The organism is Pseudomonas sp. TH15, assembly GCF_016651105.1.
GTDB lineage: Bacteria > Pseudomonadota > Gammaproteobacteria > Pseudomonadales > Pseudomonadaceae > Aquipseudomonas.
Genome location: NZ_JAEKEL010000001.1, coordinates 4,558,429 through 4,581,174 on the forward strand (window position 1 = coordinate 4,558,429; position 22,746 = coordinate 4,581,174).

Genomic DNA, 22,746 nt, shown 5'->3' on the forward strand with positions numbered 1-22,746 from the left:
CCTCTCCCGGCGCTTTAGAAGCGCGTGTTGATCTCAAGCTGCAAGACGTCGATGTCGAACGGCGCGCCGTACACCGCTTCGGTGCTCAACCAGCGACCCGTCGCATAAACGTTCTTTGCCAGACCGTAGTTGCCGCCGATGAAATAGCCTTTGGCGTTGGTGCCGCCGAGGTGGAATGAGGAATCGTTGAAGCCGTCCGGCAAGGCATCCGGCTGGATGTATTTGTAGCCGGCGAACATGTTCCAGTCGCCCTGTTTCTTCAGCTCCAGCGCGCTGCCGAGGGTGAACTGCACCATCCACGCATTGGCGCCGCTTTCGATCTGGCCATTGCTGTCGAGGTTGTTGACGATCTGCCCGGCGGAACGCTTGCGCATGTCGCCTTCGTCGTAGCTGAGGTTGTGGATGTAGTTACCCTGGCTGCGCAGCTTGAAGTCTTGCGGCAGGTCGGCATCCCAAACCACGTTGAGGTCGAGCAAGTTGAACTCGGACGCGAGGCCGACAAACTGCGGTTGTGGCGTTGTGCTCGGGTTAAGCGGGTTCGGCGTGATGTCACGCAACAGGAACACGCTGTTGCCCTTCTGCATGAACGCCGCACGCGTGCCATCGCTGTCGCAGCCCGGCGCGCCGGCCCACGGTTCGCAAGGGCTGGAGCGTTCGCCCTGGATGTCGTCGAAACGGTAGTAAGCCAACGCGCCTTTCAAGCGGTTGTTGCTGTTGATCGCCCACTTGGCGCCGACCTGCGCGCCGTACAGCCATTTGTTGTCGCTCTCTTCCTTGTCGAAACCGTTGCTGCTGGTGGTGTCGTTGGTGTAGTCCACCGGGAACGCGCCGACGGTGCCGAACACACCCCAATCGCGGTTGAGTTTGTGGTCGAAAATCGCCGCCACGCCGTCGAAATTCAAGTCGTTGGAATACAGCATGTCGGTGGACATGAACGGGTTGGCGAAACGGCCACCGGTCAGCGTCAGTTCATCCGTCGGCTTCCAGTTCAGGTAACCCTGATCGAGCCAGATGTCCTTCTTGGCGAAACCACCGCCTAGGCTTTGCGTGGTCGACACCGGGTTGTTGTCGGAACCGGTGCCGATGCGGATGCCAGCGGTCCATTCCGGCGAGATCACTGCTTTCATGCCCAGCCGTGCGCGAATGCGGAACTGGTTGGTGCGGTCTTCGCGGGTATTGAGCAGCGGCGGCAGGCTGGTGCTGCTGTTCGGATTGACGTCGTAGGGGCCATTGTTGTTGAGCTTGGCGAAGTCGACGATTTCGTTGCTGTTGTTATCCGAGTAGTAGCGCGATTCGTCACGCAGGCGAATGTCGCCGTCGAAGCTGATGCGCGAGGCCCAGTCCGGGAAAGTGTTCGGCGCTGCCCAGTTTTCCTGTTTGGCAGTGGCCATGACTTCAGCTTTGACCTGATCGCGGATCTGGTCACGCACAGCGGCCGGCACGTATTGCACACGCACATCGCCCGGTGCCGCAACAGGTCCGGCGGCCACTACGGCGCTGGACGCGGCAGCCTGCTTGGCCTGCGCCGCTTCGTTCTGCGCCTGAGCGATCAGGGCGTCGGCCTTGTCCTGTTTCAAAATGCCCTGCTCGACCAGCAAGCGGATCAGATTGATCGTGGCGTTCTCCGAGGGCGCAGGCGCTGCCACGGCCTGACCGACCAGGGTCGCAATGACCATGCCGACCGCCAGGGACAATCGATTCACGTTGGAAATCATCTGCACACAACTCCTTTTCATACAGCTCTATGAATTCGGTTAACCCGGACGCCGCCCTTGCAGGGACAGGCGCACAGGCAAAGTGATGGAGGCCGGAGGCCGTTCGCTCAGGGCCGGCGCACCGCGCAGCGCGGCCAGCACTTGCGTATCAATTTCGGGATTGCCGCTGGACTTGATCAGCTCGACCCGAGTGATCTCGCCGACGCCGCTCAGCCAGACATCGGCCTGCAGCGAAAACGCCAGGTTGCGCAGGTCGGGGTTTTCACGCAGCAGACGCTGAAAGGTGAACGCGAGGAACTGGCTGTAAGTGCCGGTACCCAGTCGCCCGCCCCCGGCGCCGGCCATGCCGCCGCCCTTGCCCGCGCCGATGTTGAAAGCGTCGTTGCCGGATTGCGCATCACCGTCCATTTGCATCGGGTTGGCCAGATCGTCCGCCGGTGATGGCGGCGCTTCTTCCTCGGGCTTGACCTCTTGCGGCTCCGGCGTTGGCTCGGGCTCGACGATTTTTTCTTCCACCGGGGTTTCCGGCTCCGGCGGTTTCTCCGGCGGCGGAGGTGGCGGTGGCGGCAACGGAATGATTGTCGGCACCTTCGGCGCTTCGCGGCGGATGCCACTCATGTCGTTGGCCCACTGCCACAGGAACCACGCGGCGAGCGCGCCGATGATCAGCCCGGCGCCCCACTTCGCGTACCGCAGCACAGGCTTCTGCACGGGCAGCGGCTCAATCGGGAGTTGTGCGGTCATGACTCAGCCCTGCGTCGGTTTGCCGGTCACCAGACCGACCTGAGACAGTTCGAGCCGGCGCAACAGATCCAGCACTTCAATGACTTTCTGGTATTGCACCGTCGCGTCGCCGCGCACGATCACCGGGAAATCCGGGCTCTGCGCCTTCTCGATGCGCAGGCGTTCTTCCAGCTCGGCCAGCGTCACCGGGTAGGCATCGAGGAACACCTGACCGCCGTCGTTGACCGAGATCGCCTTGGTCTTGGCCTCGGACAGCGACACCGAAGCGCTCGCCTTGGGCAAATTGATCTGAATCCCCGAGACCTGGGCGGTGGCAGTGAGGATGAACATCACCAGCACCACCATCAGCACGTCGACCAACGGAGTGATGTTGATGCTGTCTACCGCGGCATCTTCGTCATCGTCGTGGGAGGCATTTACGGACGCCATGTCAGTGCTCCTCAGGCCGGTACGGAATGGTTGGCGTGATGGCCGCGCGGGTGCGACGCCTCACTGAACTGGCTCTCGCCGTGCATCTCCGCCAGACGCGTGATGAACTCATCGACGAACACGCGCATGTCAGCGCTGACTTCCTTGTTGCGGGTGATCAGGCGGTTGTAGCCAAACAGCGCCGGGATCGCGACGAACAAGCCCATGGCGGTGGCGAGCAAGGCGGCGGCCATGCCCGGGGCAATCGCATTGATGTTGACGTCGCCGGCCATCGCCGTGCCGAGGAACACCACCATGATCCCCATCACCGTGCCCAGCAGGCCGATGTACGGGCCACCGGCGATGGCGTTGGACAGGGTCGAGAGTTTTGAGCTGAGTGCCTGATTTTCGCGAGTGCGCACGCCGTCCATCGAGCAGCGGATCGCTTCGATGGTGGCCGCTGAAACCGACGAGGTATCGGCGCCCTGTTCACGGCGAGTGCGGATCTCTTTCACCGCCACCAGATAGAGGCGCCACAGCGGCGAATGCTGCAAACGCTGGGCGAGTTGCGCGTCGTCGGCGAACATCTCCAGACGCGTGCCGACCTTGGCGAACTGCACGCGGAAGTCTTCGTTGGCCTTGCTGACGCGGCCTAGGGTGCGGTTCTTGCGCAGCATGATGATCCACGACTGGAACATCATCAGCACCAGCACGGCAATGATCACCCAAGCGTCGATGGGTACGGCGTTGAGCAGGAAGCCGAGGCTGCCGAAACCGAAACCGGATTGTTCTTCATCGACGCCGTAAGCAACCAGTTTCGATTCGGCGCCTTGCGAAGTGGCATCGGCCAGCAACAGCGGCGCCGGACGGGCGACTTTCGACAGGCGCAGCTCGTCGATGGCACCTACGAACGGTTGATAAGGGCTTTCGTGCAGGTCAGCACCGATGGCCATGACCGAATTGAACGCCGGCATGGCTTGCGCCAGTGTCGCGCCTTCGCGACCGTTGATGTACAGGGTGACTTTTGAGCCTTCGGCGGTCAGCGCGACGTGCTGCCATTGGCCGGGATTCAGCGGTTGCGTGGCGATGGCGCGCTGGCCGTCAATTTCCACGAATGGCACGCCCTGATTGACACCGATCAGCAAGCTGTTGGCACCTTCACGGCGCGCCAGAATCAGTTGCTCGCCATTGGCCTGATCCAGCCGCAGCCAGGCGCTGAAGGTGAACGCACTGCCAGCGTTGTGCTGAAGCGATGGACTGGCCGGCAGCAGCAACGGCTGGTTGCTGAACTGCAAGGCTCGCCCGACAACGCCGTCAATCGCCGCACCGGTCGCACTTTGCGCGGTGTTGCCGTAGGCAGTGGTGTCTTTGGCGGGAGTGCCGGTGGCGCCGTCGAAATGATAGAGCGCGGTGTAATTCGGGTCGAAGGTCAACTGACCGTTGCCGGTCGCCGGGGCCTTTTGGTTGCCGTAGTACATCCAGATGTCCTGGCGCTGACCGCCCTCGACATTCGGCACATCGACCCAGATCAGCGCCATGCCCATCAGCGCGTCGAAGCTTTCGATCTGGTGGTTGAGCACGGTCTTGTCATCGGCGGCGACGAAGCGCAGATCCGAGCCGTCCTCTTTCACGCCATCGAAGGTGAAATTGCCGGTGTGCAGGCGCACCAGCAGCGCGGTGCGGCCCAATGGCTGATTGATCGCCGCGCCCTGCGGCGTGGTGTCGACGGCGATCTGTTTGCGGTAATGCCAGTCGTCCTGCCACCAGGCCTGAGCCGTGGCCGGGAGCACGAAGCCCAGGCAGATCAACAACGAAAGGAAGAGGCGCTGCATGAACGTGCTCCTTGTCAGAAAGTGGCTTGAAGGTTGAAGTGCAGGCGCGATTCCTGTTTCGAGGTGTTCGGCCCTTCGAGTAGCGGGTAGCCCCAGTCGAGGCTGCCGGACAGCCATTTGCTCAGGCTGGCGCGGGTGCCGAGGCCGACACTGGCCAAGGCGTAATCGGCGTCCTGATCCGGCAGCTCATCGCGTAGATAAAGCTGTGCGCCTTCGGCAAAGGCATAGAAACGCCAGTCCTGCATCCAGGTGCCGGCGTACTTGGCCAGCGATGGCGTGCGAATTTCCTGACTGAGCAGCACACCGTCGTCAGCGGTGCGCTCGGCAGCCAGATAGCCGCGCACCGAAGTGGCGCCGCCGGCAGAGAACTGTTCGTTGGAAACCAGTGGCCCGGACGCTAACTGGAACGCAGCTTTGCTCGCGCTCTGCCAGTCGCTGTCGAATGTCCAGGTGTAATTGCCGTCGCCCTTGAGCACGGCGAAGCTCGGTTTGGCGCGGTAGCGTTTGTAGTCGAAGTCTTCGTCGGAACTGCCGTAACCAAAGAGGCTGCGGGTAGCCGCGACCAGGCTCAGGCCGAGGCCGAGCTGGCTCTTTTCGGTATAGCGATAGCCGTTGTAGGCGAAGGTGAAGGGCGCGTACTTGAGCGGCACCTGATCGCTTTCGCCGGACAGGGTCAGGCGTTCGTCGAAGTCTTTGAAGTCGACGCCGGCCGACAGCGAGTTCGACCAGTTGCCGCTGGAGGGCAACGTGTAGATCGCTGATACGCCGTAAGAATGACCTTTGCCGAGCACGTTGCTGCCACCGATGGTGGCGACGTTGCTGTCGGACTGGTAACCGGAGACCTGCACGCTCCAGCGCTCGCTCAGCGGCGCGGTGTAGGAACCCGACCAGACCTTGGCGTTGTCGGTGTCCTGCGGCGCGGTGAAGAACGTCAGGTTGACGCTGTGGCCGAGTTGCCAGAGGTTGTTGTAACCGAGGCTGGTGACTGCGCGCAGCTTTTCGGTGTCGGCGCTGTAGTCGTTGTTGAGGCCGACGCTGGCCGTCCATGGGTTCTGATCTTCAACCTGCAAATCGACGTCCATGGTGCCTGGGCGCTGACCTTCACGCACCAACGGCATGACCTGACGGCCCGGGGTTTTGTTGAGCTGCGCCAGTTCGCCCTGAACCTTGGCGAAGTCTGGTACCTCGCCTTCCTTCAGCGCCGGGACGTTGTCGCGGATGTCCAGCGGTGAGTAATGCTTGGCGCCGACCACACGCACCCGGCCAACCTTGGTTTCGCTGACTTGCATGTAGACGATGCCGTCGGCCACCGCTTGCTCCGGCAGCTCGACAAACACCGACTGATAGCCGCGTTCCTGATAGGCCTTCTGCAACGCATCACGTGCGCCTTCGATGTCGTTCATGCCTTTTTGCGGGCCGAGAAACGGGTACACCGCCTCTTCAATCGCCCGTGCATCAAGCACGGTATTGCCGCGCACGAAGTATTCGTTGACGTCGACCAAACGTTGCGACGCCGCTGTTTGCGCAGCCTCTTCGGCCAATGCCGGCTGCGCGCCTGCCGTCACCAGCAGCCAGCCGCACAGCGCCAGCCGTGACTTGAAAATCGGTTCCACACTACCCCCTGAATTCGCGATGACCTGTTGGCGTTTCAACGCCCGGCGTGTTGCCGCTGTTAATTGCTGACGTGCGGGGCGCAGGCGTGCTTGCCCAGCCAGGTGTGCAACAGCGCGAAGTTCAAGGAGAACTCGGGCATTTGCAGCAAGGCACCGCAGAACACTTCGCCGATGATTTTCTGGATGAGCAGCACCGCACGCGGGTTATTGAGCAGCGTGGCGATGTCGCGACTGAGGATGTTGAAGCTCCAGACTTTCTGATTCAGACCGAGGCCGACGAACCAGCGGAACAGCAGGTTGTAATTGAGCTGTTCATAAAGCTGCTGTTCGCTGGGCACCGAATAGAGCAGTTGCAGGAGCAGGATGTGCATGACCGTTTGCGCGGGGATGAGCATGCCGGGCTCGGCATTGAGGTCGTGCAACAGGTCGCGATGGGCGTCGAGCAAATCGTCGATCTGCGGGCGCAGCAGCACCAGCGAATGACCGGGCGGAATGTAGCTGGAGACCTCTTTCAAGGCGCCCTGCCAGTCATCCTGCGAGACAATCCAGACCCACGGCGCGCCGTAGCGATACACCGAAACCGGCTTCTTGCGCGCGGCTTCGACGATCTTCGACAAGCGTTGATCGAGTTCCTGCATGCCCACTTTCGAGTAGCGTTCCATAGTCCCCATTGCCTCACTCCCGGCGTCCCGCCTCGGCTTGTGAAAAGCGCCCCGTTGGGCCCCTCAAGCGCGTTACATAGGCATGACCGGACTGGCGATGTGCTACCGAACTTTTGTCATAAAAGCTTCATTACAGAATTGATCGGGATTTAACAGACAACACAAAACCCTGTGGGAGCGGGCTTGCTCGAAAGCGGTGGATCAGTTGATAGAGATGTTAACTGACAGGACGCTTTCGCGAGCAAGCCCGCTCCCACAGGGGGATTCGTGGGGACTTTGGATCAGGCGTAGACCGGCCAGGTATCGACGATTTTGCCGCCGCGTACAGCGAGCAAATCACCAAACTGCAACAACACCGACTCAGTCTGGGTCGGACGCAGGAACACTTGATCTTCCACCACCAATCCCACTGCGCTGGAGCCGTTGACCATTTCCTGGTTGGAGCTGCGGCCATACACGCCGTTGCTCTGCAATCCCTGGGGTGATTCGAACTCGGCCATCCAGTTGCCGCCATAAATGAAGAATGTCTCGCGCTGATTGGCGTCCCACCACGAGAACAGTTTCGACTTGTCGTCCAGCGCCGGAATGTTCACCGCGCCGGTGCTTTTCAACACCGGCGTGGCGATGTACGCCGCCGGCACATGGTCCACCAACGATGGCAAATCATAGTGCGTCGGTTTGAGCATCGCCGTGCCCACCGAGACTTCGCTGCTCAGGCTTTCCTGTTCGTGCATGCGATAACTCGGACTGCCGGCGGTATTGAGCGTCAGACCTTCACGCCACAAGCCCGGATACTGCTGACGAGTGAAATCGACACAGCGGTTGTAGATCACCATAACTTTGGCGAACAGTTCCTCGGGCGAACCAAGAATCCCCGGCACGCCCATGCCCACGAACGGGTCGTAGCCCATGAACCCGCCGAACTCCAGGTGTTGCGGGTGAGCGCTGATCAGCGCCAGCATCTGCCCGAGCACGCCCAGGTCGCTGACACCGCCGCGATGCAAGCCGACGTCCAGCTCGATGTTTACGCGCAGTCGCGTGCCCAGACCTTGCGCAAGCGCCAGGTATTGCCGGAGTCGCTCGGGGGTATCGAGCAACCACTGCAACTGCTTCGCCGGGTCGAATGGCCCTTTGTGGGTTTCGTAAAACAACTGCGCCGAACGCACCGGCAGCGGTTTGCCGAGCAGGATGTCGGCGTCGGGAAATTGCACGGCGTCGTGGTTGAGAAATGGCTGGTGAAATGACATCAAACGCTTCGTGCCGGCACGCTGGGCGATGTACGTCAGCAACCCTGGCGCCGGCAGGGATTTCTCCACCAGCCGCAAGTGTTTGCCGGCGCGCTGGACCGATTGCATCACCACGTCGATGTTGTGATCGAGGCGGTCCAGATCGATCAACATCACCGGACGCATCGGGCCGTGGTCCTTGAGTTCTCGATTCAACGCACGGAAATATTCGCTGTACGGTCCGCCCCTGTCCCCCGGTCGCAGCCATGCGCCAACGCCAATCAGCAAGGCGCCCACGCCTACACTGCCGAGCAGAAAATTGCGTCGATTCACGGCCATCAGCTCACCCCCAGAATCGACATCAGATGCGCGTTGAGAAACTTGCCGCTGGGGTCCAGCGCCTGGCGGACCTCGATGAATTCTCGCCAGCGTGGGTAGAGCGGCTGCAGGTTCTTCGCGTTGAGCGTGTGCAATTTCCCCCAATGCGGCCTGCCGTTGTACTTCCAGAAGATCGGTTCGACGGCGGCGAAGAAGTTGTGATGGTCCATCTGGTAATGCTGGTGAACCGAGATCGAGCAGCTGTCGCGGCCTTCGAACATGCTCAGGGGAATGTCGTCGGCTTTGACGTAGCGGTATTCGATGGGAAACCAGGTACGCAGGTCTTTGTCCTGAATCAGCTTGAGGATTTCCCGCAGGCAGGCCGGGCCGTATTCGGCCGACACCGAATATTCCATCTCGTTGAAACGCACGGTGCGCACGTTGGCGTAGATGTCGAACGAGTCGCCCACACGGTCATCGAAACTGGCGAGGTGGCGCAGGTTATTGAGCATGGTGCGGCGCAGGTCGGGGAAGTCGCTGCCGTACTTGTCGATCTTCTCGATCAGGGTCACGAACTCGTTGCCGCCCTCCTCATCTGCCGGGATCGGCGGCGTGGCCGGGTCGGTGGTTTCATTCAGGGCGATCGACAAGGCGTAGTCGGAATGGGTCACCACGAGCATTTCCCAGTGTTGGTTTTCCTGAGTGTTTTTGTCGATGTCTTCCAGCAGTTCTTCGGTTTTGGCGATCCACTGGCGTTCTCTCAGACGATAGGCCGGGCGATTTTGCAGGCGTATTTTGCTCGCCACGCCCAAAGCCCCGAGGGAAACCCGGGCAGCGCTGAACACTTCGGGGTGATGGGTGCTGTCACAGTCGAGCACTTCGCCGCTGGCGGTGACCAGTTGCAGGCCAGAGACGTGGGCCGAGTAGGATTGAAACGTCTTGCCGGTACCGTGGGTCGACGTAGAAATCGCACCGGCGAGGGTCTGGTAGTCGATGTCGGCCATGTTCTGCAGCGCCTGACCGATGTCCTTGAGCGGCGTGCCCATGCGTGACATCGGCGTACCGCCGGCGAACTCGGCCTGCAACGTGCTGGGATCGTGGTCGAGCAGGCCGGTAAAGTAGCTCATGGACAACAGCGTGCCGTCGGTCGGCACCAGCGCGCTGAAGGAATGCGCCGAGCCGACCGGGCGGATCTTGCCGGGGGCCTGGCGAATCACTTGGGTCAGTTCATCGAGGTTTTTCGGCGCCAACCGCGCCGCCGGCAGGCAACTCTGGCCGCCGGACCAGTTGCGCCAGGGAATCAATCGTGGCGCGCGCAGCAGTTCGGCCAGCGCCGGGCTGGAACCGAGCGCAGTGAAGGCACCGATGATGCTCGCCCGTTGCAATAACTGACGTCGTGTCAGGTCCATTGTCATGCCGGGCACCTTATTGTGGGAGGGGCTGGTCGGCCATGAAGCCGATCAGTTGCAGGAATTGTTCTTCGCTGCATTCAACGCACTGGCCCATCGGCGGCATGCCGTTGTAGCCGTTGATCGCGTGATCGAGCAGCGTGTCGGCGCCTTGCAGCACCCGCGGCTCCCAGGCTTTTTTGTCGCCGGTCATCGGCGCCCCGGCGGCGGGATTGGCGTGGCAGAGCTTGCAACTGTTGGCGTAGACCTGCGCCAGGGCCGGGTCTTTGGGCACGGCGTTGTTGGCGATGCTGGAACTGGTCGTCGGTTTGGCGTCATCGCCACAGCCGGCCAGTGCGATGGCCAGAGTCAGCAATGCGATGCATCGGATTGAACGCATGACGTTCCTCGCGTGGGATGCCGCTTATTGTTGTAATCACACCTTAAGACAGCGGCAGACAACGGTTGAGGGCATTGCGGGACAACGAGGGGGGCAAACGGGGCCAGCCAATGTTTCGGGCGAGCCCCCTGTAGGGATTTCGGTTCGGCCAGCCGCCCTCTGCTCTGCGCCTTTGCGTGACATTCGAGTGACATTTGCGGGTTTAAATTTCGGCGCATTCAGGCGTATAACCTGTACAGACTTTTCAATTGCACGCCGACTTCAAATACGGGGTAGCGACATGACCACAGCACACATCCTTGGCAATCTGTTTCCCGACAGCAGCGACATCCCGGAAAAATACCGCCTCGACGGCCAGACCGAGCAACGTGAATACCTGGTCGATGGCGAGTTACGAACCTGGAGCGGCCCCCTCGCCCAAGTCCGCAGCCCGGTGTATCTGACCGGCGAGAATGGCGACGAGCAAGTGATCCTTGGCAGCACGCCGCTGCTGGATGCTGAAACCGCATTGACCGCTCTCGACGCCGCCGTCCGCGCCTACGACCGTGGCCAGGGCCTGTGGCCGACCATGCGCGTGGCCGAGCGCATTCAACACGTCGAATCCTTCCTGGGGCGTATGCGCCAGCAGCGTGACGCGGTGGTGAAGTTGCTGATGTGGGAAATCGGCAAGAACCTCAAGGACTCGGAAAAAGAATTCGACCGCACCTGCGATTACATCGTCGACACCATCAACGCCCTCAAGGAACTCGACCGCCGCTCCAGCCGTTTCGAGCTGGAACAGGACACACTTGGCCAGATCCGCCGCGTACCACTGGGCGTGGCGCTGTGCATGGGACCTTACAACTACCCGCTGAACGAAACCTTCACCACGCTGATTCCGGCGCTGATCATGGGCAACACCGTGGTGTTCAAACCGGCCAAGCTCGGCGTGTTGTTGATTCGCCCGCTGCTGGAAGCCTTCCGCGACAGCTTCCCGACCGGCGTGATCAATGTGATCTACGGCAGCGGCCGCGAAACCGTCAGCGCGCTGATGGCCAGCGGCAAGATCGATATCTTCGCGTTTATCGGCACCAACAAAGCTGCCAGCGACCTGAAAAAGCTTCACCCGAAACCACACCGCTTGCGCGCCGCGCTGGGCCTGGACGCGAAAAACCCCGGCATCGTGCTGCCCGAGGTGGACCTGGACAACGCCGTCAGCGAAGCGCTCACCGGTTCGCTGTCGTTCAATGGCCAGCGCTGCACCGCGTTGAAAATCCTCTTCGTCCATGAAGATGTGGTCGAGTCGTTCATCGAGAAATTCAACGCCAAACTCGCCACCCTCAAACCCGGCATGCCGTGGGACACCGGCGTGGCGCTGACGCCGCTGCCGGAAGCGAGCAAGGTCGAATACCTGCATTCGCTGGTGGCAGACGCGGTCAGTAAAGGCGCCACTGTGGTCAATCCCAACGGTGGAGAGGCCCGCGCGTCGTTCTTCTACCCGGCGGTGCTGTACCCGGTGAACCCGCAGATGCGCGTCTATCAGGAAGAGCAGTTCGGCCCTGTGGTGCCGATCGTGCCGTACCGGCATCTGGATACGGTGATCGATTACGTCCTTGAATCGGATTTCGGCCAGCAGCTGAGTATCTTCGGCACCAACCCGGTGGCGGTTGGCCGATTGGTCGACACCTTCGCCAATCAGGTCGGGCGCATCAACATTAACGCCCAGTGCCAGCGCGGCCCGGACACCTTCCCGTTCAACGGCCGCAAGAACTCCGCCGAAGGCACACTGTCGGTACATGATGCGTTGCGGGTGTTTTCGATCCGGACACTGGTGGCGACCAAGTTCCAGGACAGCAACAAAGCGCTCATTAGCGAGATCATTCGCGGGCGCGATTCGAGCTTCCTGACGACTGATTACATTTTCTGAGGAAACCTGACCTGAAAGCCTATCGCCTGCCACCCCTGATGCGCCGATTGCTGCGTCCGTTACTCGACCCTTATCGGCGCTATCGAAACGCCCGAGTCATCCACGCGGTACGGGTTTCTCTGGGGTTGCTGGCGACGATCCTGCTGACCACCGGCATCCACCTGCCCCACGGCGAGTGGGCGTCGGTGACTATGCTGGTGGTGATCGGCGGCTTGCAGCACCACGGCAACATTGGCAAAAAAGCCGCCGAGCGGGCAATAGGCACCTTGATCGGTGCAGGGGTCGGCTTGCTGCTGGTGGCACAACAGGCCTGGCTCGGGATGCCATGGCTGACTTATTTCGCGATGTCGGTGGTGTGCGGGTTCTTCTCGTATCACGCCATCGGCAAGGGTGGTTACACGGCGCTGCTGTCGGCGATCACCGTGTTTATCGTCGCCGGGCATGGCGACAACCCGGTCACTGACGGGTTGTGGCGCGGGGTCGATATCCTCATCGGCATCGCCCTGGCCCTGGCGTTTTCCTTTGCCCTGCCGCTGTACGCGGTGTTCTCCTGGCGCTACAACCTGGCCGATGCCTTGCGCGACTGCGCAACCATTTACGGGCGCATCATCAACGGCCAACCGGTTAGCGCTGACGAACACCTCAAAATCATGGGTCGCCTCAGCGCGGTGATGGTGCAACTGCGCTCGCTGATGCCATCGGTGTCCAAGGAGGTGCGGATATCCATGACGGAGTTGGACGCCATCCAACGCAATCTGCGTATGTGCATCAGCACGCTGGAGATCCTCGGTAACACCCGACCGGATGCCAGTGACCCGGTCGCCATGGCTCACCTGCAAACGGCGTTGAAGGCCGAGCACCGGCAGATCCGGGTGCAACTGATCGGAATGGCCCGGGCCTTGAAGTCCGGGGCGTCCCAGCGGCTCAATCGGCCGGTGGAGCTACCGGACGCCAGCCTCGATGCGCCGGTTTACAGTCCGCTGGATGGCTACCGCTTGTTGACCCGGCAACTGGCCGCCAACATCGGCGAAATGCGCCAGCGCCTGTCCAAGACTGCCCCGCGCTGGAACATCTGACTGTTACTGCATGGCCACTCGACGCAGCTTCAAACCCCAGCCCTGCTGCATACCGGCGGCGGCCAGCAGGATAGCGGCGACGCCGAGCCATTGCAGCGGTTCCAGACGATGGCCGAAGGCAAACCAGTCGACGAAAATCGCCGCAATCGGGTAGATAAACGACAACGCACCGGTCAACGCCGTCGGCAGTTTTTGAATCGCGCCGTAAAGCAGCACGTACATCACGCCGGTGTGCACGATGCCCAGGGTCACCAGGCTGGCCCATGCACTTGGCGCTTGAGGCAACGCCGAAAAGTGCGCAAAGGGTGCGAGCAACAGTACGCCGGTGCAGACCTGGATCAACGCGATCAGGTGCGGCGGTGTGCCCGTCAGGCGCTTGATAATCAATGCAGCAATCGCGTATAGGAACGCCGCGCCTAGCGCCAAGCCGATCCCCACCAAGTAATCACTGCCACCCGCGCCCTGCTCACCGTGGGCGCTGACAATCGCCAGCATCCCCAGGAACGATATGCCCAGCCAGAACAGCTTCTGCAGGGTGATTTTCTCCCCAAGAAACAGCGCAGCCAAACCCACCAGCATGAACGGTTGAACGTTATAAACCGCCGTGCCAATGGCAATCGATGCGCGGGAGTAAGACGCAAACAGCAACAGCCAGTTACCGACAATCGCCACACCGCTGAGCACCGTCAGCAGGAATGTGCTGCGGGTCAGAATGCCCGACCGCAGGAAGCCAAACGCCGCGCAGATCAGCAATAAGGTGCCGGCACCGAACACACAGCGCCAGAACACCACATCCAGTACCGGTTGCCCGGACACCAGCACGAACCAGCCGATCGTCCCGGATATGAGCATGGCGGCGGTCATTTCAACTGTGCCGCTACGGAGTGTTTTGTCCATTATTGATCTCCTGTGGTCGTGGCAAAAGTATGCCGATCCCGCCGTTCAACTCTCCAGCACTAAAAGCAGGCTAAACTCGATATTTGCCTTTTTTATCGCGGGTAATTTTGCTTGATTGCCTAATACTGGAGTTTGTTCATGACCGACGATATTGATCAGATCCTCATCAACGCATTGATGGAGGATTCGCGGCGCTCGCTGAAAGCACTGGCGCAGCTCAGTGGATTGTCTTCGCCGAGCGTGGCCGAACGTCTACGGCGACTGGAGGAGCGTGGCGTGCTCAAGGGCTACACGGTCGAAATTGATCCAAAATGCTTTGGTTATCAGTTGCAGGCCATCGTGCGAGTGCGGCCACTGCCGGGACAACTGCAAGAAGTGGAACGGCAGATTCAGTCCATTCCCGAGTTCACCGAGTGCGACAAAGTCACCGGCGAGGACTGCTTCATCGCCCGTTTGCATGTACGTTCGATGGAGCAACTGGACACCCTGCTCGACCGCCTTAATACAATGGCTGAAACCAATACAGCGATCGTCAAGAAGACCCCGGTCAAGCGTCGCTTGCCGCCGATGGCGTGAGTGCTTTTTCCGCACGTTCGGCGTAGATTGAGGTTTTTCCGGCGAAGGATTGGCGGTAATGAAAATACAGGCAATGCTGCTCGCATCGTTGATGCTGGCCGGCTGCGGCACGGTGCAGACCGTTGCGCTGAGTGATAAAGACTCTGCGCAAAACCTCAAGGAGAAGAAGACCTATTGCGGAGCCGTACCGCGGATCTACAGCGGCGTGACGTATGACTTCTGCATGATGCACGCCGAACTGCGGGACGGTGTCGATGCCTTTGACTATAACAATGCGAATTTCGGCATGCTGATCGATGTTGGCGCGTCTGGAGTGCTCGATACCTTGCTGTTGCCCTACACGATCTACAAACAACAGGCCGACGGCAGCATCGAGATCAATTGAGCTGAGCGCCTCCGCACGCCCATGCGTACGGAGGCGGCAGCGGTTTACTCCAGCAGTTGCTGCAGGCTCGGGTCACGTATGACTTTTTGATGAGCCTCTGGCGCGGCGTTGCTTTCCTGCGACATCTTCAGCTTCATGCTGGCCGCTTTGGTGCAGGCGTTCTTGCCGTCCTCGTAGATACCGCCCATGTCGCACTTCCATTCATAGAAATTCACCAGACCACCCGACAACTGCAGGCTGTAGTCGGTGCTTTGTGCACTCGGTGTGAAGGCATGGCCTGCTGGAATGTTCTGGAACCAGCGCATCCATTCAGGTGATCCCGGCTTCGGCGCGTTGCTCTGAAAAGTCGGGTTCATGATCGCCAGTTGCGGCGACTCGGCGGTGGCGTGGCAGCTCAGACAGGAGCTGTTGGGATTGTCCACCGGGCCGTTGAGGCGACCGTTCCAGCCCAGATGAGTGGGTGGCAGTTCCTTGTCGGCGTTGATGGCGGTCTGTTGCAGCGCACTATTAATCTTGGTAACGGTTGGCTCCGGGTTGGTGAAGTCATTGCCGATTTCTTGCGGATCATTGCCCCACATGATCCCCACCGGTACCAGATTGTCCCAGCCGGCCTTGCCGGTTTTCTCACCGTTGTACTGGAAGGTACCGAAAATCCAGCCTGTATCGCTCATGCGCGTGTCACGCACGGCGATGTCCATCTGGATCAGCGCGACATCTTTGATCTTGCGATTGACGGAAGTAAACGTGTCGGTGATGTAGCCCTGCCACAGAACGGGGTTAACCAGAAAAGGCACGGTGTTGCGGTCGATGTCGGCGAACAGGGCTTTACACACGACAGTGCCGTTGGCAAAGCTGTTCGGTTTCGAGGTGTACTTGGGATCGGGGTTTTGCGGGTCTTTCCAGACCTCGCCGATGGTGTAGGCACCGATATCGTTGTAAATGCCCACCGCATAGGTCTGGCCGGTGGCGACCTGGGTCGGCGCCAATTGCTTGGCCTTGATCTGCGCTTCCTTGGTCAACCCATGAATACCTTCGCGGCCCAGTGGGCCATAGTGTTGCCAGGGCATGTGATACCACTGACGCACCTTGTTTTTCTGTACATCCCAGTTGTTATCGACGTTGCCTTCCAGGCAGTAATTTTTCACTTCCTCCATGTAGCCGCGCCAGGTCTCGAAATTGTTATCCGGCTTGGCCGGCAGTTTCTTGAAGAACTCCGGTAGTGGGCCTTTTGGCGCCGTCGCCGGGTAACTCTGGCTGAGTACGAATTTTTCGCCGGTGTAGCTGGCGGGCGGTGCATACCCATAATCGGGATAGACACCGGCACTGGACGCTGCACTGAACAGCGCTGCTGATACTGCGACTACTGCAAGCTTTGATTGGGGCTGGTTCATCGATCGTCTCCTTGACTGGGACAACGCCTGCCATGGCTCGAGATTCACTCCTGCCTTGCAGAGCCTCCATTATTTTTATGGCATCAGGGTCCCGGTTCGATAGCCGGGATACGGTCAGGGTTTAAGCCGATTCTTACCTCTTGCACCTCCTGGGTTTTGCTGGGCGAACGAGCACACTCAACCCGGCCAGTAGCCGGTTTACGTTAGTGCTGGAAGTGAACGAGAGAGACGCGAGGGCCGAGGGGAGATGCTGCATACCGACTCCTGTCGATCAATTACCGTCCTTCCTTGCTTACAGGTGTAGGTCATTTCAATCAAAGCGCCAGACTTTTCCCTCTATTTTGTAAGTAAAAGGCCATCACTCGTTTTACAGACAATAAAAAACCCGCCTAAGCGGGTTTTTTACTCAAGACTTGCGATTAATCATCGCGGCTCATGATGCCGAAGATCTGCAACAAACTGATGAACAGGTTGTAGATCGATACATACAGGCTGATGGTCGCCATGATGTAGTTACGCTCGCCGCCCTGAATGATGGCGCTGGTCTGGAACAGAATGCAGACCGAGGAGAACAGCACGAAACCTGCGCTGATCGCCAGTTGCAGACCGCTGATCTTGAAGAACATGCCCGCCAGCGTCGCACCCAGCAACACGAAGAACCCGGCGGTGATGAAACCACCCAGGAAGCTCATGTCCTTGCGGGTGATCAGCACGTAGGCCGACAGACCACCGAACACCAGTGCAGTCATCGCGAACGCGGAACTCACGACTTCAGCCCCGCCCTGCATACCCAGGTAACGGTTGAGAATCGGGCCGAGCAAGAAACCCATGAAACCGGTCAAGGCAAAAGCCGACACCAGGCCCCAGGCCGAGTCACGGAGTTTGTTGGTAAGGAAGAAAAGGCCATAGAAGCCGATCAGCACCACGAAAACGTTCGGGTAACCGACACGCATCTGCTGAGCAACGAACGCCATCACACCGCTGAATGCGAGGGTGAGAGCGAGCAAGCCGTATGTGTTGCGCAGGACGCGGCTAACCTCTAGCTGCTCAGCCTGCACGCTGTTATTAACTGCGTAATCCTGTTCGCGCATAGCGACACTCCTGTTGGTTTGAAACGTTCAGTCGCAAAGATCATAACAGACGCTCTGTAACAAGCCATGCAGAGAGTTTGACAGTGTGTTTCATTCAGGTATTATGGCGCCCGCAACACAAACGGAGGTGTGGCCGAGTGGTTTAAGGCAACGGTCTTGAAAACCGTCGACTGTAACAGGTCCATGAGTTCGAATCCCATCGCCTCCGCCATCTTGAATACGTTAGAGCCCTGATTAGTCAGGGCTTTTTCGTTTCTGGGGTTTACGAAAATTTCCGTCTTTCAGAATGTGTTCCATAACTCGACCTGCTTTCTGCCTTCTCTGCCGCCCTGCCAAACGTAAAACACTCTTCATGTAACCCGGTCCTACGCTGGGTCTTTCACGGAGGAGCGTTGAGTGCCAATTTCAGATCTGCTCCCTTCCCTGCCCTTCAAAATAACGAAAACAAATTCGCACTAGAAGCCGCCATCATGGAGCTCACGAACTAGGTCGCGCGGATTGGCCGACGTCGCAGAAAACGTCCGGCTGACGACTTTGGGCCAAAATTGTCATTGTGGAGAGACCCAGGAAAACCGACAAAAAGACACGAGAACCCAATGGACCCCATCTTCGATTTGATAGCTCACCGTGTTGGTGTTCCCTTGATGTAGAGCGACCAAGAATGGTATTCATCGGGGTTACTGAGAGGCCTGAATGGACTCTCTCCCCTGAGGACACACGGAAATGAGTGCGGGAAAAATTTTGGTCACCGGTGCTGCGGGCAGAATCGGCAGTGCTTTTTGGGCAGCGTATGGCGATGAACTGGATTTGCGTTTAGCCGATGTCGACGTCAATAGTTTTCCGGATTCAGTCGAACACCTCGCCCTCGACATCCGAGATCTGCACAACTGTCTTGCGGCCTGCGAAGGAATAGAAACCGTGATTCATCTAGCGGCTGATCCTAATGCAGATGCTGACTTCATGACCTCTGTCCTGCCGGTGAATATTGTGGGTACCTACAATATGCTGGTCGCCGCGAAGGCGCAGGGTTGCAAGCGTTTCATATTTGCCAGCAGCGCCCAAGCCATCGAAGGTTATCCAAAAGATGTGCAAGTACATGAATGCATGGCGCCCAGACCTGGCAATCTTTACGGCGTCGGCAAAGCGTTCGGGGAGGCACTGGCGTCGATGTATGCAAATGATGGTCTGATGACGACCGTCGCGGTGCGCATCGCCAACGTAGCCGAATTTCATCCCGGAGAGACTCACAGTCCCAGGGATGTCGCTGCGTTTATCAGTTACAGGGATGTCGTCGCGCTACTCAAAAATTGCGTTGAGGCCGAGCTGAGCGGTTTCCACGTCGTCCATGGTGTTTCGAACAATAGATACAAGCGCCTTTCTATTGATAAAACGAAGGATGTTGTTGGGTACGCACCCCGTGATGATGCATTTGCAATTCTGGAGGGGCACCCTGTTTCGTAACTGATGGGGGCGGGTTCTGACAGCACTTGGAAATTTCAACATCCAGACGTCATCATTCGCCGCTACCGCATGCCGAGTATTTTTCGGCTACAGCCCCATTGGAATGACGGTTGAATGAAGGCTTCGATCCTCGCACTCGCCGCACTTTCTTGCATGGGCACAAATGCAGCATTTGCGGCTAGCTCGCAGGCGACAAGTGACACGCTCACCGGCCGGCATCGCCGTAGCTCGGCCGATGAGTGTCCCGACGCCTCCACAACCCAGTAAGAGTGATGCCGCGACGCCTCTCGTTGCGGTGTTCTGATCTTGTTTGTTGCGACTGTTTGGGCGGCATGCGCGAGAGCCGAGAAAAATTTTGCCTGGCGGTGCATCCGCTTGCGCTCCTGCTCCGTACATTCAATACCCTCATACGAAGGGTCGAAGAATCCAGGAGACTCAACATGCACTCGCTCATCAAACGCCTCGCTATCACTTGCCTGACACTGCTATGCCTCGGTGCTGGATCCAGTTTTGCTGCCGATACCGTGATGGTCGGCGGCGCTGCCATGTATCCGACCAAAACCATTGTCGAAAACGCGGTCAACTCCAAAGATCACACGACACTCGTCGCCGCGGTCAAGGCCGCTGGATTGGTCGACACGCTCAACAGCAAAGGGCCGTTCACCGTCTTCGCCCCCACCAACGAGGCCTTCGCAAAACTACCTGCCGGTACGGTCGACACCTTGGTCAAACCCGAACACAAGGCTGACCTGACGAAAATCCTCACTTACCACGTGGTGGCCGGCACTCACACCTCCAAACAGCTGATGGATGACGCCAAAATGCACGGCGGCAAAGTGATGCTGAAAACCGTACAGGGCGAATCTCTGACCGTCATGCTGCACGACGGCAAGTTATGGGTGCAGGACGCTAAAGGAGGCAAAGCCGCCATCACCATCGCTGACGTCACACAGTCCAACGGCGTCATACACGTGATCGATACGGTACTGATGCCGAATTGATTTTCATGGCCGCGGCGGACGCGAAAATGCTCGCGTCCGCCTCAAACAGGGTTCGGCGATCTCTAGCTTGAAAGATTCAAGTATGCGCCTGACAGGCCGATAGACAACGCACCTCAGCGGGACTCGATTCCCGTCCCGCGCGTCTATCAAGGAAGACTCGTCATGAAAAGACTGCTACTTGTCCTGGCCTCCGCCGCCATCCTCACCGCGTGCTCCGATGACGCCGGCAAACAGGAGATAAAAAGCATCCTTGAATGCTCGATGGCAGCCAAGCTCGTCGGTCAGACGGACAAGATCGACATCATCTCCAATCACGCCAATTGGGCATCGGCAAAAAGCGGTTACCAGCCATCGATTGCCGACGCAAAACAGATGCACGATGAGATCAAAGCCAAGTGGAATCTGAGGTCTCTGCCCAGAGCGGATCAGGACGCATTGCTCGTCGGTATCTATAATTCTGATCACTGCGCAAAACTCCACGAGGGTGCAGCAATCACGGTGAACGACGTACCACCCGATGCGTGATCGCACCGCTGGCAGATAACACAAAGCCCCGATTATTCGGGGCTTTTTCGTTTCTGGCGGGCCAATTTTTTGGCGACTGAAATCTGCTTCAACACAGCGTTACGCAAACCAATAAAATATTGGCACCTTTGCACAACAAGTTGACCTGCAAAAGCATGCCACGGCCCATCGATATCATTAGAGTATGCGCCCTTCGAAAGGAAAGGATTCTCGATGACTCGATCACTCTCACGGCGCGTTGTGGCGATTACTGGCGCCCTGGGGAATCTCGGCGAGACCCTCGCTGAAATGGCAGCCGCCCAAGGTGCAGACCTGGTGCTGATCGATCAGGCGCCTATCGCGATTCCTTGCTCGGCCAAACGATTGATATTGTCGGGAGTCGATCTCACCTCCTTTGCCGATTGCCAGGAAGTCGCTCAGCAGATCAACGACCATTACGGCCGACTCGATGCGTTGGTCAACGTCGCGGGCGGCTATGCATGGGAACCCTTGCTCGGTGGCGCGATAGAAGCCTGGGACCGCCTCTATACGTTGAACTTGCGCACCGCGCTGAACGCCAGCAAAGCCATGTTGCCGCTGCTGCTGAAATCTTCCGCCGGGCGCATCGTCAATATCGGCGCGAGCATGGCGGCCAAGGCCGGGTTGGGGATGGGCGCCTATGCTGCCTCGAAATCCAGCGTACTGCGCCTGACGGAAAGCCTTGCCGAGGAACTCAAAGACATGGACATCACGGTCAACGCGGTGCTGCCGAGCATTCTCGACACGCCGCAAAATCGCGGGGCCATGCCGGACGCCGACCATCAGCGCTGGGTGACGCCGGCGCAACTGGCCGCCGTCATCCTGTTCCTGATCTCGGAACAAGCCTCAGCGGTCACCGGCACGGGTATTCCGGTGATGGGTCGCATGTAGCGTCGATTGACGCCGCGCGCTCTCGCGACGTCGCCTCCTTCAAATTTCGGAAAAGCAAGATCACCGGATTACCGGACTTCCCCGCCTCCCATGCGACCCGCCACCTCCAGCGCTGCATTCGTCAACCACGTCCTTGATGTCGCCGAGCGACACGGTTGCGATGGCGATTGGCTGTTGAACCAGATCGGCCTCGCCCGCGAACAACTGGCCGACTCCATGCTGCGCGTGCCCATGCGCCATGTGCGCGCGCTTCTGGACCTGACGGCGCGCGTCAGTAACCTTGCGCATTTCGGCCTGCTGGTCGGCGCGGCGGTGCGCCCCGGCACCTACGGCGCGCTCGGTTATGTGTTGATGACCAGCCCGACGCTGGGTGAATCGATGAACATGATTCTGCGTTTCGGCAAAATCGTTTACGACTGCCCCTCCAGCCAAACGCGGATCGTCATCAGCGACGGACGCGTGACACTTGAACATCAACGCATCAGTGAACTGGAACCTTATTGCGCGCTGCATCAGGAAGCGTTGCTGGTCGGCTGGGCGGCGTTCGGACGCTGGTTGATCGCCAGCAACGCGCCCATGCTCGAAGTGCGCATGATGCATTCGCCTATCGGTGATACGGCCCTGTATGAACACTTTTTTGGCTGCCCGGTGCAGTTCGATGCTGGCAGCAATGCGCTGGTGTTTGCCGAGTCACTGCTGTCGAGCAGGATCCACGGCGCCGATCCGCGCGCCCATCGCAACATGCTGCTGGAGGCTGACTGGCAAATGTGCCTGGCCTATCCAGCGCTCACCGCCACCGATCGGTTGCGCGCCCTGCTCACCGAACAACTGCCGAGCGGCGATTTCAGTTTGAAAAGTCTGGCGAGCCAGTTGGCCATTTCACCGCGCACCCTGCAGCGCAAACTGGCGGTCGAGGGTGAAAACTTCAATCAGGTTCTGGAAAACCTGCGCATGGAACTGGCCGATCATTACTTGCGACGCACCGACTCCAGCATCATGGACATCGCCCTGCTGCTGGGCTTTTCTCAAGCCAGTTCTTTCAGCCATGCATTTCGCCAGGCGCATGGCATCTCTCCGGCGGAATATCGCAAAACCCTTCGCGCCAAACCGAATACCACCGCGGCAAGAGTCGACATGGATCGCCAATCGAGGGCTTGATCTGGGTCAATGGCGCCGCGCGGCAAACGCTCAAAATAGTCGCAGAAACTGAATCAGTCGCTAC

The 22,746-nt window shown here is 59.2% G+C and carries 21 protein-coding genes and 1 tRNA gene; 10 read left to right on the top strand and 12 right to left on the bottom strand.

The window, feature by feature from the left end:
• Positions 1-14 precede the first annotated feature (14 nt).
• The 9 genes from JFT87_RS20445 to JFT87_RS20485 form a co-directional block, all read right to left on the bottom strand.
• The gene (locus tag JFT87_RS20445) at positions 15-1,715 is read right to left on the bottom strand and encodes a putative porin (protein WP_201204139.1); all 1,701 of its coding nucleotides are present in this window, start codon (positions 1,713-1,715) and stop codon (positions 15-17) included.
• A gap of 39 nt (positions 1,716-1,754) precedes the next feature.
• Positions 1,755-2,459, bottom strand: a complete 705-nt coding sequence (locus tag JFT87_RS20450) for an energy transducer TonB family protein (protein ID WP_201204140.1) — start codon at positions 2,457-2,459, stop codon at positions 1,755-1,757.
• A gap of 3 nt (positions 2,460-2,462) precedes the next feature.
• Positions 2,463-2,888: an ExbD/TolR family protein gene (locus JFT87_RS20455; protein ID WP_003224462.1), complete on the bottom strand. Its 426-nt coding sequence runs from the start codon at positions 2,886-2,888 to the stop codon at positions 2,463-2,465.
• Positions 2,889-2,899: 11 nt separating this feature from the next.
• Complete coding sequence (locus JFT87_RS20460; protein WP_201204141.1) at positions 2,900-4,699, bottom strand: DUF2341 domain-containing protein; 1,800 nt, start codon at positions 4,697-4,699, stop codon at positions 2,900-2,902.
• A gap of 14 nt (positions 4,700-4,713) precedes the next feature.
• On the bottom strand, positions 4,714-6,312 hold the full coding sequence (locus JFT87_RS20465) for a ShlB/FhaC/HecB family hemolysin secretion/activation protein (protein WP_201204142.1): 1,599 nt from the start codon (positions 6,310-6,312) through the stop codon (positions 4,714-4,716).
• A gap of 59 nt (positions 6,313-6,371) precedes the next feature.
• On the bottom strand, positions 6,372-6,983 hold the full coding sequence (locus JFT87_RS20470; RefSeq protein WP_201204143.1) for a transposase: 612 nt from the start codon (positions 6,981-6,983) through the stop codon (positions 6,372-6,374).
• Positions 6,984-7,255: 272 nt separating this feature from the next.
• Positions 7,256-8,464, bottom strand: coding sequence for a DSD1 family PLP-dependent enzyme (locus JFT87_RS20475; protein WP_201205298.1), 1,209 nt, complete (start codon positions 8,462-8,464; stop codon positions 7,256-7,258).
• 74 nt (positions 8,465-8,538) lie between these two features.
• Positions 8,539-9,933, bottom strand: coding sequence for a D-arabinono-1,4-lactone oxidase (locus tag JFT87_RS20480; protein ID WP_416195268.1), 1,395 nt, complete (start codon positions 9,931-9,933; stop codon positions 8,539-8,541).
• Between the two features lie 10 nt (positions 9,934-9,943).
• Positions 9,944-10,306: a c-type cytochrome gene (locus JFT87_RS20485; protein WP_201204144.1), complete on the bottom strand. Its 363-nt coding sequence runs from the start codon at positions 10,304-10,306 to the stop codon at positions 9,944-9,946.
• A 280-nt stretch (positions 10,307-10,586) separates the two neighbouring features.
• On the opposite strand from JFT87_RS20485, the gene JFT87_RS20490 reads away from it, so the two are divergent.
• Positions 10,587-12,212 (top strand): NADP-dependent glyceraldehyde-3-phosphate dehydrogenase, encoded by a 1,626-nt coding sequence (locus JFT87_RS20490; protein ID WP_201204146.1) that lies wholly within the window; start codon positions 10,587-10,589, stop codon positions 12,210-12,212.
• 38 nt (positions 12,213-12,250) lie between these two features.
• On the top strand, positions 12,251-13,288 hold the full coding sequence (locus JFT87_RS20495; RefSeq protein WP_201204148.1) for an FUSC family protein: 1,038 nt from the start codon (positions 12,251-12,253) through the stop codon (positions 13,286-13,288).
• Between the two features lie 3 nt (positions 13,289-13,291).
• On the opposite strand, the gene JFT87_RS20500 is transcribed toward JFT87_RS20495, so the two are convergent.
• Positions 13,292-14,185: a DMT family transporter gene (locus JFT87_RS20500; protein WP_201204150.1), complete on the bottom strand. Its 894-nt coding sequence runs from the start codon at positions 14,183-14,185 to the stop codon at positions 13,292-13,294.
• 138 nt (positions 14,186-14,323) lie between these two features.
• Here JFT87_RS20500 and JFT87_RS20505 point away from each other — a divergent pair, with 138 nt between their 5' ends.
• Both JFT87_RS20505 and JFT87_RS20510 read left to right on the top strand, forming a co-directional pair.
• Positions 14,324-14,761 carry an Lrp/AsnC family transcriptional regulator gene (locus JFT87_RS20505; protein WP_201204153.1) on the top strand — a complete coding sequence of 146 codons (438 nt, stop codon included), beginning with the start codon at positions 14,324-14,326 and terminating at the stop codon, positions 14,759-14,761.
• A gap of 58 nt (positions 14,762-14,819) precedes the next feature.
• Positions 14,820-15,146 carry a YceK/YidQ family lipoprotein gene (locus tag JFT87_RS20510; RefSeq protein ID WP_201204155.1) on the top strand — a complete coding sequence of 109 codons (327 nt, stop codon included), beginning with the start codon at positions 14,820-14,822 and terminating at the stop codon, positions 15,144-15,146.
• Positions 15,147-15,190: 44 nt separating this feature from the next.
• Here the strand turns inward: JFT87_RS20510 and JFT87_RS20515 are convergent, their stop codons facing one another.
• A complete protein-coding gene (locus tag JFT87_RS20515) occupies positions 15,191-16,537 on the bottom strand; it encodes a hypothetical protein (RefSeq protein ID WP_201204157.1) in 1,347 nt (448 codons plus the stop codon).
• 419 nt (positions 16,538-16,956) lie between these two features.
• On the bottom strand, positions 16,957-17,628 hold the full coding sequence (locus tag JFT87_RS20520; RefSeq protein WP_201204159.1) for a Bax inhibitor-1/YccA family protein: 672 nt from the start codon (positions 17,626-17,628) through the stop codon (positions 16,957-16,959).
• A gap of 123 nt (positions 17,629-17,751) precedes the next feature.
• Between JFT87_RS20520 and JFT87_RS20525 the strand changes: the two genes are divergently transcribed.
• From JFT87_RS20525 to JFT87_RS20550, 6 genes are all read left to right on the top strand, one after another.
• Positions 17,752-17,839, top strand: a tRNA-Ser gene (locus JFT87_RS20525).
• Positions 17,840-18,351: 512 nt separating this feature from the next.
• Positions 18,352-19,089, top strand: a complete 738-nt coding sequence (locus JFT87_RS20530; protein ID WP_201204161.1) for an NAD-dependent epimerase/dehydratase family protein — start codon at positions 18,352-18,354, stop codon at positions 19,087-19,089.
• Between the two features lie 440 nt (positions 19,090-19,529).
• Positions 19,530-20,090: a fasciclin domain-containing protein gene (locus JFT87_RS20535; protein ID WP_201204163.1), complete on the top strand. Its 561-nt coding sequence runs from the start codon at positions 19,530-19,532 to the stop codon at positions 20,088-20,090.
• A gap of 162 nt (positions 20,091-20,252) precedes the next feature.
• Entirely contained in the window at positions 20,253-20,615 is a 363-nt protein-coding gene (locus JFT87_RS20540; protein ID WP_201204165.1) for a hypothetical protein, read from the top strand.
• Between the two features lie 213 nt (positions 20,616-20,828).
• Positions 20,829-21,524, top strand: coding sequence for an SDR family NAD(P)-dependent oxidoreductase (locus tag JFT87_RS20545; protein ID WP_201204166.1), 696 nt, complete (start codon positions 20,829-20,831; stop codon positions 21,522-21,524).
• A 90-nt stretch (positions 21,525-21,614) separates the two neighbouring features.
• Positions 21,615-22,682, top strand: coding sequence for an AraC family transcriptional regulator (locus JFT87_RS20550; protein WP_201204167.1), 1,068 nt, complete (start codon positions 21,615-21,617; stop codon positions 22,680-22,682).
• The last annotated feature ends 64 nt before the right edge of the window (positions 22,683-22,746 follow it).